This is a genomic window from Bdellovibrionales bacterium (genome assembly GCA_016714165.1).
Taxonomy (GTDB): domain Bacteria; phylum Bdellovibrionota; class Bdellovibrionia; order Bdellovibrionales; family UBA1609; genus JADJVA01.
The window spans coordinates 62,730-76,770 of sequence record JADJNU010000002.1 but is presented as its reverse complement, the minus strand read 5'-3'; the positions used below and the strand labels follow the sequence as shown (position 1 = coordinate 76,770).

The following is a 14,041-nucleotide window of genomic DNA, read 5'->3' as shown; positions in this document are numbered from 1 at the left end:
ATCAGAATCTTCAGCCTATCACTAGTTAAATTCGCCAGTGGTGAGATCGCATATTGAGTTCGTGTTCACAGTTGCGAATCACCTCGGTCTGTTCCGCAGGGCCAATATGGCGGATAAGTTCTGCTCTAAATAGGGCGTGCCACATTTGATTAAAAATTTTCCAGACAAATGGACCCACCCGAGCTCTTGGCTCAGTCGCCTTGTTGGTAGTCCCTGGGGCTCCTTGAGCCGATGATTCATGTGATAGTGGCAGCTCAGGATCAGATGATCCCTCTGCTTCAAACCCCACAAAAACCTGATTTTCTCTTAGTGCGTCCACAAAAAACCTCTTTTATATATAAAAAACATATTGATTTGGATGATAGAAGTCGGAAACTTTGGATTATTTCTTCAGAACTGATGTGGAGAGCTCAATTCTCCAAAACCCAAGAATATCTCCAGGTGAAATGCAAGAGGGCTGTCTCGATTTCTCTTCGAGCCCACCACGCACTCAGTCTTAAAGTTCAACTTGGATAGTTAAAAGCTCACTTAATTTTCACGGCTGATCACCGAACAGGCTCGACTTGCTAGAGATCTTCGGCAAATCAGAGGTAGGAGAGGCAGCGCGGGAAAACGAAGGATTCCATCAGACGATAAAACAAATGATTTAATCATAAACTGCCTCCTCTCTATAGAATAGATTTCAATCCTAACTCAGAATTTTTTAGAAAATCAAGAGAATAAAACGCAAATATTAATTATCTTCTTATTTTCTGTCTTTTCGCGCCCATCTTTTTGCGTCCGAGCAGAAGAATTTTTCGATTGGGGCTAGCTCGATTGCAACGAAGCTTTTTTCTCAAGGTAATATTCCCAGCTTCCATTGTAAACATGAAGCTCATGCTGATCGATCTCAAATACACGTGTTGTCAATTCGCGGAGGAAAAAACGATCATGGCTCACCATCATAACCGTTCCGGGAAATCGCTTGATAGCTTCAAGGAGAACTTCTCGTGACTTTATGTCGAGATGGTTTGTTGGCTCATCCAGAACTAAAAAGTTAACGGGTTGAGCGAGAATTGTAGCAAGAACAACCCGGCTTTTTTCTCCTCCAGAGAGAATGGAAATTTTTTTGTCTGCTTCCTCTCCTGAAAAGCGAAAAGCCCCCAGCAATGTCCTAATGTAGCCTATAGAAGCGTTGGGGAGGCGAGCTTCGAGTTCTCCAACAATAGAATTCTGAGGGTTGAGGATATCGAGGGAATTTTGACTGAAATAACCAACCTCGATGCTCGGTCCGATCAGGCAGCGTCCTTCAGTTTGAGAGGTTTGACCAGTGATGATTTTCATAAATGTGGATTTTCCGGCGCCATTGACGCCAACAACAGCGACTCGATCCATGCGCTTCACCAAAGCATTTGCGTGACGAAATACCTGCTTTTCACTTCCATCGAGATTGGGCCATGATTTTCCAAGATCTTCGACCTTAAGGACCTCGTCGCCTCCCCGAGGAGGCTTGGGCCACTCAAAACTCATTGTTCTTTCTTCAGTTGGAATTTCAATGATGTCGATCTTCTCTAGCTTCTTCACGCGTGATTGAACCTGGGCCGCATGAGAGGCCCTCGCAGCAAAACGAGCAATAAATTCCTTTTCTTTGGCGAGCATCTCATCTTGGCGCTTCGCCGAGGCCAAGAGTTTTTCCTCACGAATTTTACGATCATTTTCATAAAAATCATAGTTGCCGGAATAAACAGTGATTCTCTGATTGGCGACTTCGACGATTTTATGCACCACTCGATTCATAAACTCGCGGTCATGGCAGGTCATAAAAATTGCCCCTGAGAAACTCGTGAGCCAAGTCTCAAGCCAGATGATAGACTCAAGATCCAGATGATTCGTTGGTTCGTCCATCAAGAGAACATCAGGATTAAGGAGAAGAATCTTAGCTAAAGCAATCCTCATTTTCCAGCCACCGCTAAATGTTTCGACTGGTCGATGGAATAAGTCCGACCAATACCTAGACCCGTCAAAATTTCACTGGCTCGGGATTCAATGTTGTAGCCACCCAGGCGCTCAAATTCTCCTTGCAGATCTCCGTATTCCTCGAGGATTTTGGACATGGTATCTGAGTCAATGTCCTCTGAAAGCAGAGTTTCAATTTCTTGTAATCTTTCCTGGATTCTAGGTATCTTTGGATTGGCTCCCTTGACCTCTTCCAATGCCGACCGTCCGCTCATTTCTCCAATATTTTGAGAAAAATATCCGACGGCCAAGCGTTCCGGCTTAGTGATTCGCCCCTCATCAGCAAGCTCTTCCCCAACGATGAGTCTAAACAGACTCGTTTTTCCGGCCCCATTTGGTCCGACCAAACCAATTTTTTCACCTGAATTGATCTGAAAGGAGCCCTCCTTGAAAAGAACTTTGGGTCCGTAGTGTTTTGAAATGTTCGAAACATGTATCATATTGGGCAATGAAATAATCGGCTTTGGACTTTGGGGCAAGACAATTATAGAGAACTGGGTTAGGCTTCGTTTTAGAAATTGGCAAGGACATTGTTCATTTGTACGCTATACCCTTATGATGAGAGCGAGAAAAGTATAAATGGGAAACGAAGGTCACCACCACCACCACCGCCACCATCACCATCACCATCACCATCACGATCACGATCACCATGATTTGCAAGGGCGCTCTTTGGTATTTGCAGTTTTGATCAATGTTGCGCTGACTCTTGTTCAGCTCATTGGCGGTCTGTTATCAGGTTCTCTGGCCTTGGTGGCGGACGCCGTTCATAATTTTAGTGATGCCGGGTCCCTCGCGATTGCCGCCTTTGCGCGCAGGGTGGCTGGCCTCCCTGCCTCTGACCGAATGACTTTTGGTTTTGGACGGGCTGAGATATTAGGTGCCTTAGTCAACAGCACAAGTTTGGTCGTTGTTGGATTTTACCTACTTTACGAGTCCTTTGAACGATTTTTTAATCCTCAACCCGTTGAGGGAATGACAGTGATTTGGGTTGCTGGAGTTGCCTTCATTATTGATATTATTACGGCCTTTCTCACGCTGAGGGGCTCCAAAGATAGCCTTAATATGCGGGCGGTGTTTGTTCACAATCTCTCAGATGCTTTGGCTTCCCTACTCGTAATGATTTCTGGAGGATTGATTCTCTGGTACCAGGTTTTCTGGGTTGACCTAGCCGCGAGTGTTCTGATCTCGTTCTATATTCTCTACCACTCTTATATTTTGATCAAGGAGTGCATTGCTGTTTTGATGCAGGCGGTTCCTGACGATATTAACCTGAACGAAGTCACGAGGGAACTGAGAGGCATTACCTCAGTGATTGATGTTCATCATGTTCATATTTGGCAGCTTCATGAGAGGTTGCGATCCTTGGAAGCTCATTTGGTTATCGAAGCCGGTGATATTCAATCTATGGAGCAAATAAAAGTGAAGGTGAAATCGATTTTACGCGATCGATTTTGTATCACTCATTCAACTCTTGAATTGGAACTGGGGTCTCGATCGGGCTGTGTGGACTGTTAAACAATAGCAGAAGGTGATCCTGTGAAAAAAACACTTCCCCTCAAAATTGCCATTGTGGCCGTTTTCAGTCTTTCAATCTTCGCATCTATTCCCTGGTTTCTTATTCAAAAAAAACGTCGAGATTTATTCGAAGAGGCAAAAAAAAGGGGAGTCTTAATTTGGAATCAAGAAAGAATTGAGAACGAAAATGGATATATAATGGTCACAGCGTTTGGGGTCGGATGCTCACTCATAAAAAGAGATGGCACTCTTGTGGCAAGACTTCTTGGCGTTCATTGCAATATTCTTGAAAATGGTGATGTGGTCACTAACATCTTTGAAGGCCCGCCTCCAGGATTTGTCTCCAGGGTAAGAGGATATCAAAAACTTTGGAAGGTGCCGGCCTATGTTTCACACGATATTTCAGTTTCTCCGATTGATAAATCTGTTTGGTACGTTGATCTAGAGTTTGAGCAAAGAAATAAGAAGCGTGTCAAGATCGACACAGTCGTCAGCCTGAGTCCAGATGGCGAGAAACTTTTTCGTTGGCGTCCACAGGATCATATTAGAGATATTGCAAAGTTTGTCAGAGTGCCACTAAAGGATCCGATTGAATATAAATCACAAATGATTGAAAATGGTTCCTTTGGATATTTTCATATTAATTCCGTACAGATTATTCCTCGCAATAGTCTTTCGGCCACTCGTACTGAATTTCGGAGCGGAAATATTTTGCTGACAGATCACCTCAATGGCTTGGCGATCGTCGTGGACAGACTTACCGAGAAGGTAGTGTGGGTGTATCAGGTACCAGCGCACTGTGGTTTACACACTGTGCGTTGGTTGCCCAACGATCACCTTTTGATGTTTGCCAATCGTCATCCAAATCCGGGCACTGCTCCTGAGGTGGCCGAGGGATTTTGCTCAATTCAGGGACCCGCCATACAATCGGGCGTGTCTTCCACGGCGATTGAGGTAGAACCGGTGTCCGGGAAAATAGTTTGGAACTTTACTGATTTTCCTCTTGGAGAGATGGACTGCGGTCTTCTCGGATCCGTTCAGCGGCTCTCAAATGGCCATACACTTATTTCCTATGGTTGTGAACGGAGTTCAATTATAGAGATTGATGAGTCAGGAGGAGTACTTTGGAAATGGAGATTTCCGCCACAGGAATATGTGCAGGAAAAGAACGTACAAATTTATCGCACTGAGTGGTTACCAAGTAAGCTTGTCGATGTCTTTCTTCAAACTCGATAAAATTTTTTCGAAAGGCAACTGAGGGGGATAGATGAATGTTGGTTGTGTGTGCGTAAGAGCGAGCCGACTGCTGGTAGGTGGGCTAATTACCATGTTTGTTTTAATGGCGGGTTGGCCATGTCCAGAGGACCAGAAGGAACTTAAACAGGGCGAAAGGAACAATGGCTTGGTTTTTTGGAACGAGAAGAAAGTTCCAGAAAACGATGGTTACATATTGGTAGGTACCTTCGAGCAGGGATGGTCTTTAATAAAGCGGGATGGGTCTTTTTTTAGAAAATCGCCTGGGATGTATTCGTCCTTTCTTCCAAACGGCGATGTGATTGCCTACACGAGTGATCAAGCGGGAGACTATCTTGTAAAGGTGAGGGGCTATCGCAAAGTGTGGCAGGTTTCTGGTATGATAACCCATGAAGTGAGCTTCTTTCCTCCTGAAAATTCGAGTTGGTATCTGGCGCTCGAATTCCAAAATTACGGAGGACTTTTTTCCAAGGTGGATACGATCAATGGAGTGGATGAGGCTGGTCGGAGAATTTTTTATTGGAGGGCCAACGACCACTTTTCTGAAATTTCAAGATTGTCGAATATTTCATTTGAGAAATCTCATGTTTTTGAGATAGCTGGATCTATGAAGAAGCCATCCCATATTTTTACTCACATCAACGGCTTTCAGATTATACCTCCGAACGGATTGGAAAAAAGTCATTCAGAGTTTCGGTCTGGAAACATTTTGGTAACAGAGGCTATTTTTGGTTTGGTTTTTATCATTGATAGGAAGTCTGGTCGGGTGGTTTGGACATACCAAAACGAAGCGAAATCCTCGGGGGTTCATTCAGCTCACTGGCTTGGTTCTGATCGAATATTGCTATTTTCCAATTTTTCTACGCTCTCCCCGAATCCACTGGTCTCAGCAGCAGTAGAAATTGATCCGATTTCAAAAAAAATTGTCTGGTCCTATACGGAACCACCAATTGGAAAAATGATGTGTGATAAATATGGCTCCGTGCAGCGACGCGAAAATGGAAATACCTTGATTTCCTATGGGTGTGACAACAGTGCCATCATCGAAATCACCTCCTCAGGTGAGATTGTCTGGAAGTGGCAGTACCCTCAGTCGGATAGAAAAACAGGAAAGCCTGTCCAGGTCTATAGGGCTCAATGGATTCCCAATTCTCTGGTTGAAAAATGGATGGAAACTCAATGAGGCTCGCTTCTGTTAGGGTGAGACATCTGGGACAAAGATGATCTCCGTTCCATTCGGACCCTTAGAGCCTCTGTAGGCCAGTACTGAAATTCGAACAGGAGAGAATTGTAGGTGGTCATTGGGATCATTAGGCCGAATAGCATGACCAGCTCCAGTAGCAAGGGAAGCAAGGGAGGTAAATTCGGAGTTGTCTTTAATGGAACCAATTCTGCTTTCAGAGAAAACTGAGTAATAGCGACTGCTGATCTTAACCGGTGTGGTAGGCGTCAGGGGTCTAAATTGCACGAGAAAAAACTCAGCATCAGGATGTTCATTGTGGTCAACTTCTAAGAGACTTATGGATCCAGAAGTTTCAAGGACCAGTTGCTTTTTTCCTGCAATCACTTCGAAGATCCAAAATCGTCCTCTCTTCGTGGCATCTTCATCGTGTTTTCGATCTAATAATTCGTTATACTGTCTTTTTAAAAGTGGAGAGGGAGTTCCTCCATCCTGAATTATCTCAGCAATTAACTCGTTCATTACGCCGACTACCGTTTGATCTGGTATCAAACTTTTCTTTAGAGCAAAAATGTCCTGAGACCCGCTGTCTTCCGGAATTCTTATTTTTTTGACGATTTTGCCCGCGGCTCGCTGAAGTCTTCCCAGGCTCATACGGCAGGGAAATAGAGCCCTTTCGGAATTCAGAACTATTTCAAATTGTCGTTCTTGAGTCTCTGGGACGGAGGCTGAGACTTTGTCAGAAAGGAACAAAAAAATGAAAAATGTAGCGAAAAACACGATGGCTATTGGAAGTTTTTTCAATTTGTGCCTTTCGGATCGATAATTTGATTTGCAGCCAGAGGCCAGGGAGAGGACCTACTTGCTGGTAGCGACCTTCTCTCTGTTCCAAGTATCATCATGCAATCGAAATGCCAGGCGTTAAAGTTTTCTTAGGCCGCACAGATAGAATTGATAGTAGCTACATAATATCGGTCGAATATTTTATTTTCTAGGAGGCCTGTGGCGACTCTGGTACAAGTGTTGGTTTTAACTTGGGGAGGACCAGGAAGTGAATCTAAATATCGGCGAAGATCATAGATCAAAACACGAAGTCATCCGGACAAGAGAACTTCCACCTGGAGTCTCAAGTGATCGACTTTTCACTTACTCAAAGGAACAGCTTTTGAAGTGTGGAGAGGGATTGATGCATGGGCTTTCATTTCCTCCTTTGCCATCCCCTCCGATGCTGATGTTTGATGAAGTCACAGACATTGATCCAAAGGGTGGAGCAGCTGGGAAGGGAACTATCGAAGCGCGGTTGTCTATTGATCCAAGTCTGTGGTTTTTTGCCTGTCACTTCAAGAATGACCCGGTGATGCCTGGGTGTTTGGGTCTTGATGCGTTATGGCAGTTGCTGGGATTCTACCTCGGTTGGCTTGGAGCCAAGGGACGCGGGCGTGCTTTGGGAGCAAAGGATGTGCGGTTTTCTGGTCAAGTCCTTCCCGAAAATAAAGAAGTTTTGTATCGAGTTGAACTCTCCCGGGTCAAAACGAGTCCGCTTTTTATGGGAGTTGGTAAGGGTGTTTTGGTATGCGATGGAAAGACCCTTTACGAGGTTGAGGGTTTGCGAGTAGGTGTTATGCCGACGGCAGGTGCCTAAGTAGCGGCAGCCGAGCCTTTCTTCTAGTCATTGTAACGCATAAAGTTATTTCAAATGAAGGCGTGATTTCGTGAAGGAAGAGTTGGAAAAATTTTGACCAGGGACTATGTTGCAGCCCATGTTGCTCGATCAGGATACACTTAAGTACATTTTTGGATTGAAAATGCGGGGTCTGCGTTTGGATAGGGGCATGTCCCTAAAAGAGCTTGCGGAGCTGACGGGTCTTTCTCCTTCCTATTTGAATGAAATTGAAAAGGGGAAGAAATATCCAAAAAATGATAAGGTCATGATTCTCGCAAATGCTCTTGGCGAGTCTTATGAAGACCTGATTTCTGTCAAGTTAAAGCGAGAGCTGAGCCTCATTACCGATCTATTGGAACGAAATATTTTGACGGGTATGCCCTTCGATATTTTTGGAATTCCAGCCCAATCAGTCTTTGAACTTCTCTCGGAACGTCCTAAAAAGATGGGAGCCTTGATTGGGACTCTGTTCGAAATTGCCAGAGCTCACAATATATCCATTGATGATTTCTATTATGCGACCTTGAGGGCGTATTTGGATATGCATCAGAACTTCTTCCCAAATATCGAAGAAAAAGCGGAAGATTTTCGACGAACTTACGGCCTTGATACCTTGGCTGCAGAAGAGCGCGTTGCTGAAGATCTGCAGTCATTGCTGAGGAGAGATTATTCCACGGATGTCGATTACGTAGACTTTGGGTCCATCAATCCGAGCCTCAGTCATATCCTCTACCATGTTAAAAGGAAGGGTGGAAGGCAGAGGCTGTTCATTCACGCTTCCTTGGGTGGTAAGGAGCGTTGTTTAATTCTTGCGCGTGAGCTGGGTTTTGGGTACCTGAGCCTAAAGGATCGTCCATCGAGCAGCTGGATTCATTCTCTCGACTCTTTTCATCAACTGTTTAATCATTTCTCTGCTTCTTATTTCGCAAGCGCACTTTTGGTTCCTCAAAAGGAATTTGCGGATCAACTGAGGCTGTTGTTTTCGCAACATGAATTTGACGTTCGCGCGATGACTAAATTTATACTCAAATATCCTTGTCCAGTGGAGAGTGTTTTCCATCGTCTCACGCAGATTATACCCCGCGAGATTGGCATTGATCAGTTATTTTTGCTGCGTCTTGAATATGATCAGACACGCAAATGTTATCACGTGGCCAGGCAGCTTCACCTTGCCGAACAGCATGCGCCTCATCCGGTTTCAAGTGATGAGCATTATTGCCGCCGGTGGGTGACGACTCAGATCTTAGAAAAACTCCAAGTAGGTGAGGTCGAAAACTTTGCATTGGGTTGTCAGATTTCTCAATTCACTGGGACTGGCAGTCGTTATCTGGCTTGGTCAATGGCCTTTCGTAAAGATCTGCCAAAAGGAGAAATGGCTGCTGTGACGGTGGGTGTTTTGATCAACGATAAATCTCGCGAAGCCATTTCCTATTCACAAGATCCAAAACTTCCAGTTCGACAAACGGGGGAGAGTTGTGAGCGTTGCAGTATCGCGGACTGCCAGGAGAGGGCCGCTGATTACAGGCCAACGATGGACCCCCGTCGTACCGAAAAAGTGCGAGATGCGCTCTCACAGATTTAAGATTGACTGAGACTCATAAAATATTTAAACCGAATTCTCAAAATGAGACGCAACTAATCTTTCAAAGCTTTGTTTCCAAAACAGTACTGTCCCTTACTTTTAACAGAGACCTTAATATTTCCTGAAGGCTACCAATGTGACGTTTGCTCAATCAGACGAGGGAAGGATCAGGCCACACTTTTGGAGGAGCGAATGGAATCATATAATGTTTCGAAAACAGTTGAACAACGGAAAAATAAGTCGGGATTTTTCAACGGACTCTTATATTTTATTGTCGCGGTGCTGACGATTATATGTCGAAGTAAATCCCATGCCGCCGATGTTGTTCCCATTGATAAAACATTTGTTTATCAGACGACGATTCCCCCCACGGTCTTGAGCACGAACCAGCCTGCACAGGCAATCTATCCAAGTTCGTCAGCCCAAACGACGTCCCCCTTTCTCATCGTGTCACCTCCAGCCGTTTCAGGAACGGGCTCTGGAACCAATGCCAACATTGTACCAGGAGGTGGAAATCCAGTTTCACCAAAATACGGAGGAGCCAAAGTTGCTACTCAGTTTGGAGTTTTTGAAGGAGTATTGAATTCAAATATTTATTCTTACAAGGGCATCCCATTTGCGAAGCCACCCGTTGGTGATTTGCGTTGGAAGGCACCCCTCGATCCCGCCTATAATCCGAACCTGGTGAATGCAGCTCAATTTCCGAACGCTTGTCCACAAATAGTAGATAGTGTTTTCGTGGGAAGTGAGGATTGTTTGTATCTGAATGTGTGGGCACCAAAAGATTATAGGCGAAAAAAATCAGTCATGGTCTACATGCACGGTGGAGGAAATACCCAAGGATCTTCTGGTCAGCAGCATTTGGGAGCGACCCTTTTTGATGGCCAAAAGCTTGCTGAGCGAAACAACGCCGTTGTGGTTACCATTCAATATCGATTGGGAGTCCTAGGCTACCTGGTTGCTGATTCCTTAGCAGGAAGTTCAAAGAAAAGTGGAAACTATGGTTTGCTGGATCAGCAACAGGCTCTAAAGTGGGTCAAGAATAACATTTCAAAATTTGGTGGAGATCCTGCTCGCGTCCTTCTGTTTGGTGAATCGGGAGGGGCTGTGGACACATGCCTACAAGTGGCCTCTCCGCTTGCGAAGGGACTGTTCTCTGCGGCTGCAATTCAAAGTGGAGCCTGCATTGCAAGCTCTCTAGCGGATGCAAAGGAAAAGGGTGACCTCTTTATTAACGGAATTGGCTGCGGTGCTGGAGGGTCTGTCGATGAAGCTTCATGCTTAAGGGCAAAAGATGCAAAAACCCTTGTCGAATCCGCATATACTGGTTCCCCGCTTGAAGGTGGTGTTGTATCAATGGATTGGCAGCCCACCATAGATGGTACGGGTGGAGTGCTCCCTGACGATCCTCTTTTACTTATCTCTCGAGGGCAACACAATCATGTGCCAGTTATAGTGGGGAGCAATACCGATGAAATGTCTATCCAGGTTCCCGCAAATGTGACAGCACAAATGGTCCAGGCTCAGGCTCTCTTCTTTTATCCCTACACCCAAGAACTCTTAAAACTTTACCCTATCACTGAGCCGAGAGAAAGCTATGTTGGGATGAACACCGACGGTCAATTTACATGTAACGCACGAAGAACTGCTCGAGCCTTGGTAGAGGGGCAAAGCCAAAGCGTTTACCAATATGTTTTTTCTCAGGCCTTGCCCACAATGAAAAAATATGGTGCTTGGCACGGGGCGGAGCTATTTTATCTTTTTCAAACCATCGAGGATAGTGCTGTGAAGAAATACCTTGGTACTGGAGACGCAGTGGTGGAAGAACTTATGCGAACACTCTGGGGCAAGCTTGTTAATTCAGCCGGAAATATGGGTAGCTCATGGACCCGTTATGATAAAACAAATGAGAGTTACCTTTTGATTAATGAAACTTCCACAACAGGTGATCATTTTCGAAAGGAAAAATGTGATTTATGGGACAAAATTTTTAGTGCTAAATGATCGTTTTGGGCGCGCCTTTAAGCAACTGTCTTTCTCACCTGTGCAACGATTGTACGAAGTTGGTTAACTTCATTTGCCAAAGACTGCGCCTCCTTTTTGAGCTCGAGATTGTCTCTTCTTAGTTGCGCAACCTCTGTGCCGAGCTCAGAAAGAGTTCCCGAAGCTGGGCTCAATGGTTCGTCACGGGATACGGTGGTATGGGACGTTGAAGAGGAAGATGGAGGGGGCGCTTGCGTGTGCATCGAGTTTGAAGAAGAGCTTTTTGCCGTAGAATTCATTGAATAGCCAGATGGCTGGACAGGTCCGGTTCCCCTCTTACCAAGTTTGTCTTCGATATCAGTTTCTATTACCAAGCCAGGATCAACCTTTGCGAGGTGAAGGTATCCAAGTGAGATCATTTCTCGAATTTCTGCAATTATTTTTGTGAATGCCATAGCGATTTCGGCTGGAGAGGGGGCTTTTGTCTTTGAAAGGTCGTCTATTCTCCGACGTTGGCCATGCGACAAGCTTTTGGTCGATCTCTCCCAAACCTCCGGGGCTATGCCATGAACTGCAATTGACAAAGTGAGTTCTTGTACTCGGGACATCAGCTCAGCCAATGTTTGTTCATCCCAGCTGAAAATTCTGTTGATTGTTAAAATTTTAGCCCTCACTTCGTTTGCCCACTCGAGACTTTCTTTTTCGATACTTGTAAGGAGCTGCTGCTGCTTTTGAGGCCCGCAGGTTTCAATGAGCTGAACGAGCTGCAGAAATCCACCTGGTTTATGATACCGGCGCAATAGATCCATGTTGGCTCCCTTTCGTGGTTCGAGTACCAGACGACACGAAAGTTATCGGACTATGGCGAGTTCAATTTAATGAATTTCTGGTCGAGTTTTGACTTTGGTATGGATCATTTTACATCCAAAAAAAACTAGGTTCCTCTTAATCCGTGAGGAAACAGATTCCCTTTGTTTATCAATCCTTTGAAGACCCATTCCCATTTGATATAGCCTCCTGATACACACTTCTATTTCAAAAGATGAGCCAGCTGGGAAGGTGAAAAACCAGTTGGAGGTGACTCGATTTGTCTAAAACTTCGTCAGACATTTATAAGAATTTGGTGTCAAACTATTGAAGTGACGCCCCAAAAGTCAGATATGCCAGTATTTATACAGGTTCAAGAGCCTGACAGTTGAGCGCTACTCAAGTAGGTCTGGTGTTTTTTTGTGTATTGCTCGAGTTCGGCAGGGCTAAGGAATAGGGAAGCTTTGCGAGCATTAGGGAGAAATAGAAGGGGATGGATCATTTTTGGACTTCCAAATATGTCTATTTGTGGGAATCTCTATTTAGGGCGGTAGAGGTGATTATTGCGCAATGAGAATTGGTTGTTTGAAGAATCCCCAAATATAGGAAACTTGTTGGGTTGCGATCGGTAAAGTAATGGAAAAAACTCTTGAATATCGACGTGCCTGCTTTCGCCTGTATTATTTTGCACTGGTTATTTGCCTTCTATCTGAAATATTTATTCTCAGTGCGCATTTGGGAAAATTTCTTGGGGACAGTATTCAGACCACCGTGGTTCGCATCCTCACCGTCTCCTCTTTACCATTGGCATCATTTATTTATCTTATTTTATTTGTTCGGCCTCAGATAAGATCGCGTTATTGGCTTGATCCAAATCGATTGATTATTGATGATCTAAAATCTGAACACGAAATAGCATTCAAAAATATTAAGAAGGTATCAATTTTAATCTCATCGCCGCGCTTTTTTAGTGGATTTATCATACATTTGAAAAATGGGGTGAAGTTTAGGATTCCATCAGCTTTGTCGGGAAATTTAATGGTGCTTGAGGCTATTTGTAAGGATAGACCAGAACTTTTTTCTGAGAATACTCTCATTAAGTATATTCTAACTTCTCGAATGGTAGATGTATCGTGGGCTAGAATGTGGCGAAAAATAAATTATTGGCCCATTCTCGTTCTCAAATATTTTGCCTTTGTGATTTTTCTAGTGATGATATGGTGGTCAAAGAACTATCCAAAGCCGCCAGTGGATATGGTTCAACGATTGGTAGTGGTTTTGGGTTTTCACTTTCTTTATGTCGGAGTCTGGGGGCTATTCGTAAACCATATTGAAGAAAGAGTTTTCATGCACCTCTTTCGAAAGCAAGATCCCATGTTACCCGATACAAGTGCATCTTGGGAAAAAACCCTCGGATTTTTGGCCCAGATCGTATTTTGGACAAGTTGCCCACTTCTTTACTACTTTCTCTTTTATCGTTGAGTGTCACTAAAGAAACAAAAAACGAACGATGGCGGAGGATTGGCTCCCCCCTGCCGCCGCTGCGGTGAAGGCTCCGAAAACAACGGAGCCTTGCTCATCGAACCCTATCGACTTAACCACTCGCCAACTAAGATTTGACCTCAATTTTTTTGGGTACCGCCCGTTCCGCCTTAGGAACCTGAACTTCTAAAACACCGTTCTCATATTTGGCTTCTATCGCTTCAGATCGCACATTCTCAGGAAGCCGGAAACTGCGAACGAACTTCCCATAACGCTTTTCGAAGCGTCGAAAGCTCTTCTGAGTGACTTCCTTTTCCTCACGGCGCTCCCCGCTCACACTAAGGATTCCGTCATTCAAATCAACGTGGATGTCATCCCTTGTCAATCCAGGTAAATCAGCACTGATAAGATAACTGCTGTCACTCTCTACAACGTTGACGGCAGGCTGAAAGCCAAACTGAGGATTCACACCTTTGTCGGACAGGAAACCGTTCCCGAAAAAAGCATCAACGTCACCAAACAAGTCCCACAGTGAAGAACGATCATTCCACTTTGTTAACCCGGTTTTCATAAATAA

13 protein-coding genes are annotated in these 14,041 nt (G+C 44.6%); 7 read left to right on the top strand and 6 right to left on the bottom strand.

Going from position 1 to position 14,041, the window contains the following annotated elements:
• Positions 1-25: 25 nt before the first annotated feature.
• The 3 genes from IPJ71_11535 to IPJ71_11525 form a co-directional block, all read right to left on the bottom strand.
• Positions 26-319, bottom strand: a complete 294-nt coding sequence (locus IPJ71_11535) for a hypothetical protein (GenBank protein MBK7844310.1) — start codon at positions 317-319, stop codon at positions 26-28.
• Positions 320-807: 488 nt separating this feature from the next.
• Entirely contained in the window at positions 808-1,935 is a 1,128-nt protein-coding gene (locus IPJ71_11530) for an ABC-F family ATP-binding cassette domain-containing protein (GenBank protein ID MBK7844309.1), read from the bottom strand.
• On the bottom strand, positions 1,932-2,435 hold the full coding sequence (locus IPJ71_11525; GenBank protein ID MBK7844308.1) for an ABC-F family ATP-binding cassette domain-containing protein: 504 nt from the start codon (positions 2,433-2,435) through the stop codon (positions 1,932-1,934). The genes IPJ71_11530 and IPJ71_11525 overlap by 4 nt, the downstream gene beginning before the upstream one ends.
• A 139-nt stretch (positions 2,436-2,574) precedes the next feature.
• Between IPJ71_11525 and IPJ71_11520 the strand changes: the two genes are divergently transcribed.
• Genes IPJ71_11520 through IPJ71_11510 form a run of 3 tightly spaced genes read left to right on the top strand, consistent with a single transcriptional unit; the run spans position 2,575 to position 5,950 of the window.
• Positions 2,575-3,513 (top strand): cation transporter, encoded by a 939-nt coding sequence (locus IPJ71_11520; GenBank protein ID MBK7844307.1) that lies wholly within the window; start codon positions 2,575-2,577, stop codon positions 3,511-3,513.
• Between the two features lie 21 nt (positions 3,514-3,534).
• Positions 3,535-4,749, top strand: a complete 1,215-nt coding sequence (locus IPJ71_11515; GenBank protein ID MBK7844306.1) for a hypothetical protein — start codon at positions 3,535-3,537, stop codon at positions 4,747-4,749.
• Between the two features lie 31 nt (positions 4,750-4,780).
• Positions 4,781-5,950, top strand: coding sequence for a hypothetical protein (locus tag IPJ71_11510; GenBank protein MBK7844305.1), 1,170 nt, complete (start codon positions 4,781-4,783; stop codon positions 5,948-5,950).
• A 12-nt stretch (positions 5,951-5,962) separates the two neighbouring features.
• On the opposite strand, the gene IPJ71_11505 is transcribed toward IPJ71_11510, so the two are convergent.
• Positions 5,963-6,601, bottom strand: coding sequence for a hypothetical protein (locus IPJ71_11505; GenBank protein ID MBK7844304.1), 639 nt, complete (start codon positions 6,599-6,601; stop codon positions 5,963-5,965).
• Positions 6,602-7,133: 532 nt separating this feature from the next.
• Between IPJ71_11505 and fabA the strand changes: the two genes are divergently transcribed.
• The 3 genes from fabA to IPJ71_11490 all read left to right on the top strand — a co-directional run bounded on the left by fabA (position 7,134) and on the right by IPJ71_11490 (position 11,196).
• Entirely contained in the window at positions 7,134-7,589 is a 456-nt protein-coding gene (fabA, locus tag IPJ71_11500) for a bifunctional 3-hydroxydecanoyl-ACP dehydratase/trans-2-decenoyl-ACP isomerase (protein MBK7844303.1), read from the top strand.
• Between the two features lie 118 nt (positions 7,590-7,707).
• Positions 7,708-9,192, top strand: coding sequence for a helix-turn-helix domain-containing protein (locus IPJ71_11495; GenBank protein ID MBK7844302.1), 1,485 nt, complete (start codon positions 7,708-7,710; stop codon positions 9,190-9,192).
• Between the two features lie 192 nt (positions 9,193-9,384).
• The gene (locus IPJ71_11490) at positions 9,385-11,196 is read left to right on the top strand and encodes a carboxylesterase family protein (GenBank protein MBK7844301.1); all 1,812 of its coding nucleotides are present in this window, start codon (positions 9,385-9,387) and stop codon (positions 11,194-11,196) included.
• Between the two features lie 17 nt (positions 11,197-11,213).
• Here the strand turns inward: IPJ71_11490 and IPJ71_11485 are convergent, their stop codons facing one another.
• Complete coding sequence (locus IPJ71_11485; GenBank protein MBK7844300.1) at positions 11,214-11,984, bottom strand: hypothetical protein; 771 nt, start codon at positions 11,982-11,984, stop codon at positions 11,214-11,216.
• 634 nt (positions 11,985-12,618) lie between these two features.
• Here IPJ71_11485 and IPJ71_11480 point away from each other — a divergent pair.
• Positions 12,619-13,464, top strand: coding sequence for a hypothetical protein (locus tag IPJ71_11480; protein MBK7844299.1), 846 nt, complete (start codon positions 12,619-12,621; stop codon positions 13,462-13,464).
• 127 nt (positions 13,465-13,591) lie between these two features.
• Here IPJ71_11480 and IPJ71_11475 read toward each other — a convergent pair whose 3' ends face one another.
• On the bottom strand, positions 13,592-14,035 hold the full coding sequence (locus tag IPJ71_11475) for an Hsp20/alpha crystallin family protein (protein MBK7844298.1): 444 nt from the start codon (positions 14,033-14,035) through the stop codon (positions 13,592-13,594).
• Positions 14,036-14,041 lie beyond the last annotated feature (6 nt).

Bases quoted from the DNA above. Each gene is read 5' to 3' on its own strand.
- IPJ71_11530 (MBK7844309.1), bottom strand. From the start codon at position 1,935: ATGAGGATTGCTTTAGCTAAGATTCTTCTCCTTAATCCTGATGTTCTC.
- IPJ71_11525 (MBK7844308.1), bottom strand. From the start codon at position 2,435: ATGATACATGTTTCGAACATTTCAAAACACTACGGACCCAAAGTTCTT.
- IPJ71_11520 (MBK7844307.1), top strand. From the start codon at position 2,575: ATGGGAAACGAAGGTCACCACCACCACCACCGCCACCATCACCATCAC.
- IPJ71_11510 (MBK7844305.1), top strand. From the start codon at position 4,781: ATGAATGTTGGTTGTGTGTGCGTAAGAGCGAGCCGACTGCTGGTAGGT.
- IPJ71_11505 (MBK7844304.1), bottom strand. From the start codon at position 6,601: ATGAGCCTGGGAAGACTTCAGCGAGCCGCGGGCAAAATCGTCAAAAAA.
- fabA (MBK7844303.1), top strand. From the start codon at position 7,134: ATGCATGGGCTTTCATTTCCTCCTTTGCCATCCCCTCCGATGCTGATG.
- IPJ71_11495 (MBK7844302.1), top strand. From the start codon at position 7,708: ATGTTGCTCGATCAGGATACACTTAAGTACATTTTTGGATTGAAAATG.
- IPJ71_11490 (MBK7844301.1), top strand. From the start codon at position 9,385: ATGGAATCATATAATGTTTCGAAAACAGTTGAACAACGGAAAAATAAG.
- IPJ71_11485 (MBK7844300.1), bottom strand. From the start codon at position 11,984: ATGGATCTATTGCGCCGGTATCATAAACCAGGTGGATTTCTGCAGCTC.
- IPJ71_11480 (MBK7844299.1), top strand. From the start codon at position 12,619: ATGGAAAAAACTCTTGAATATCGACGTGCCTGCTTTCGCCTGTATTAT.
- IPJ71_11475 (MBK7844298.1), bottom strand. From the start codon at position 14,035: ATGAAAACCGGGTTAACAAAGTGGAATGATCGTTCTTCACTGTGGGAC.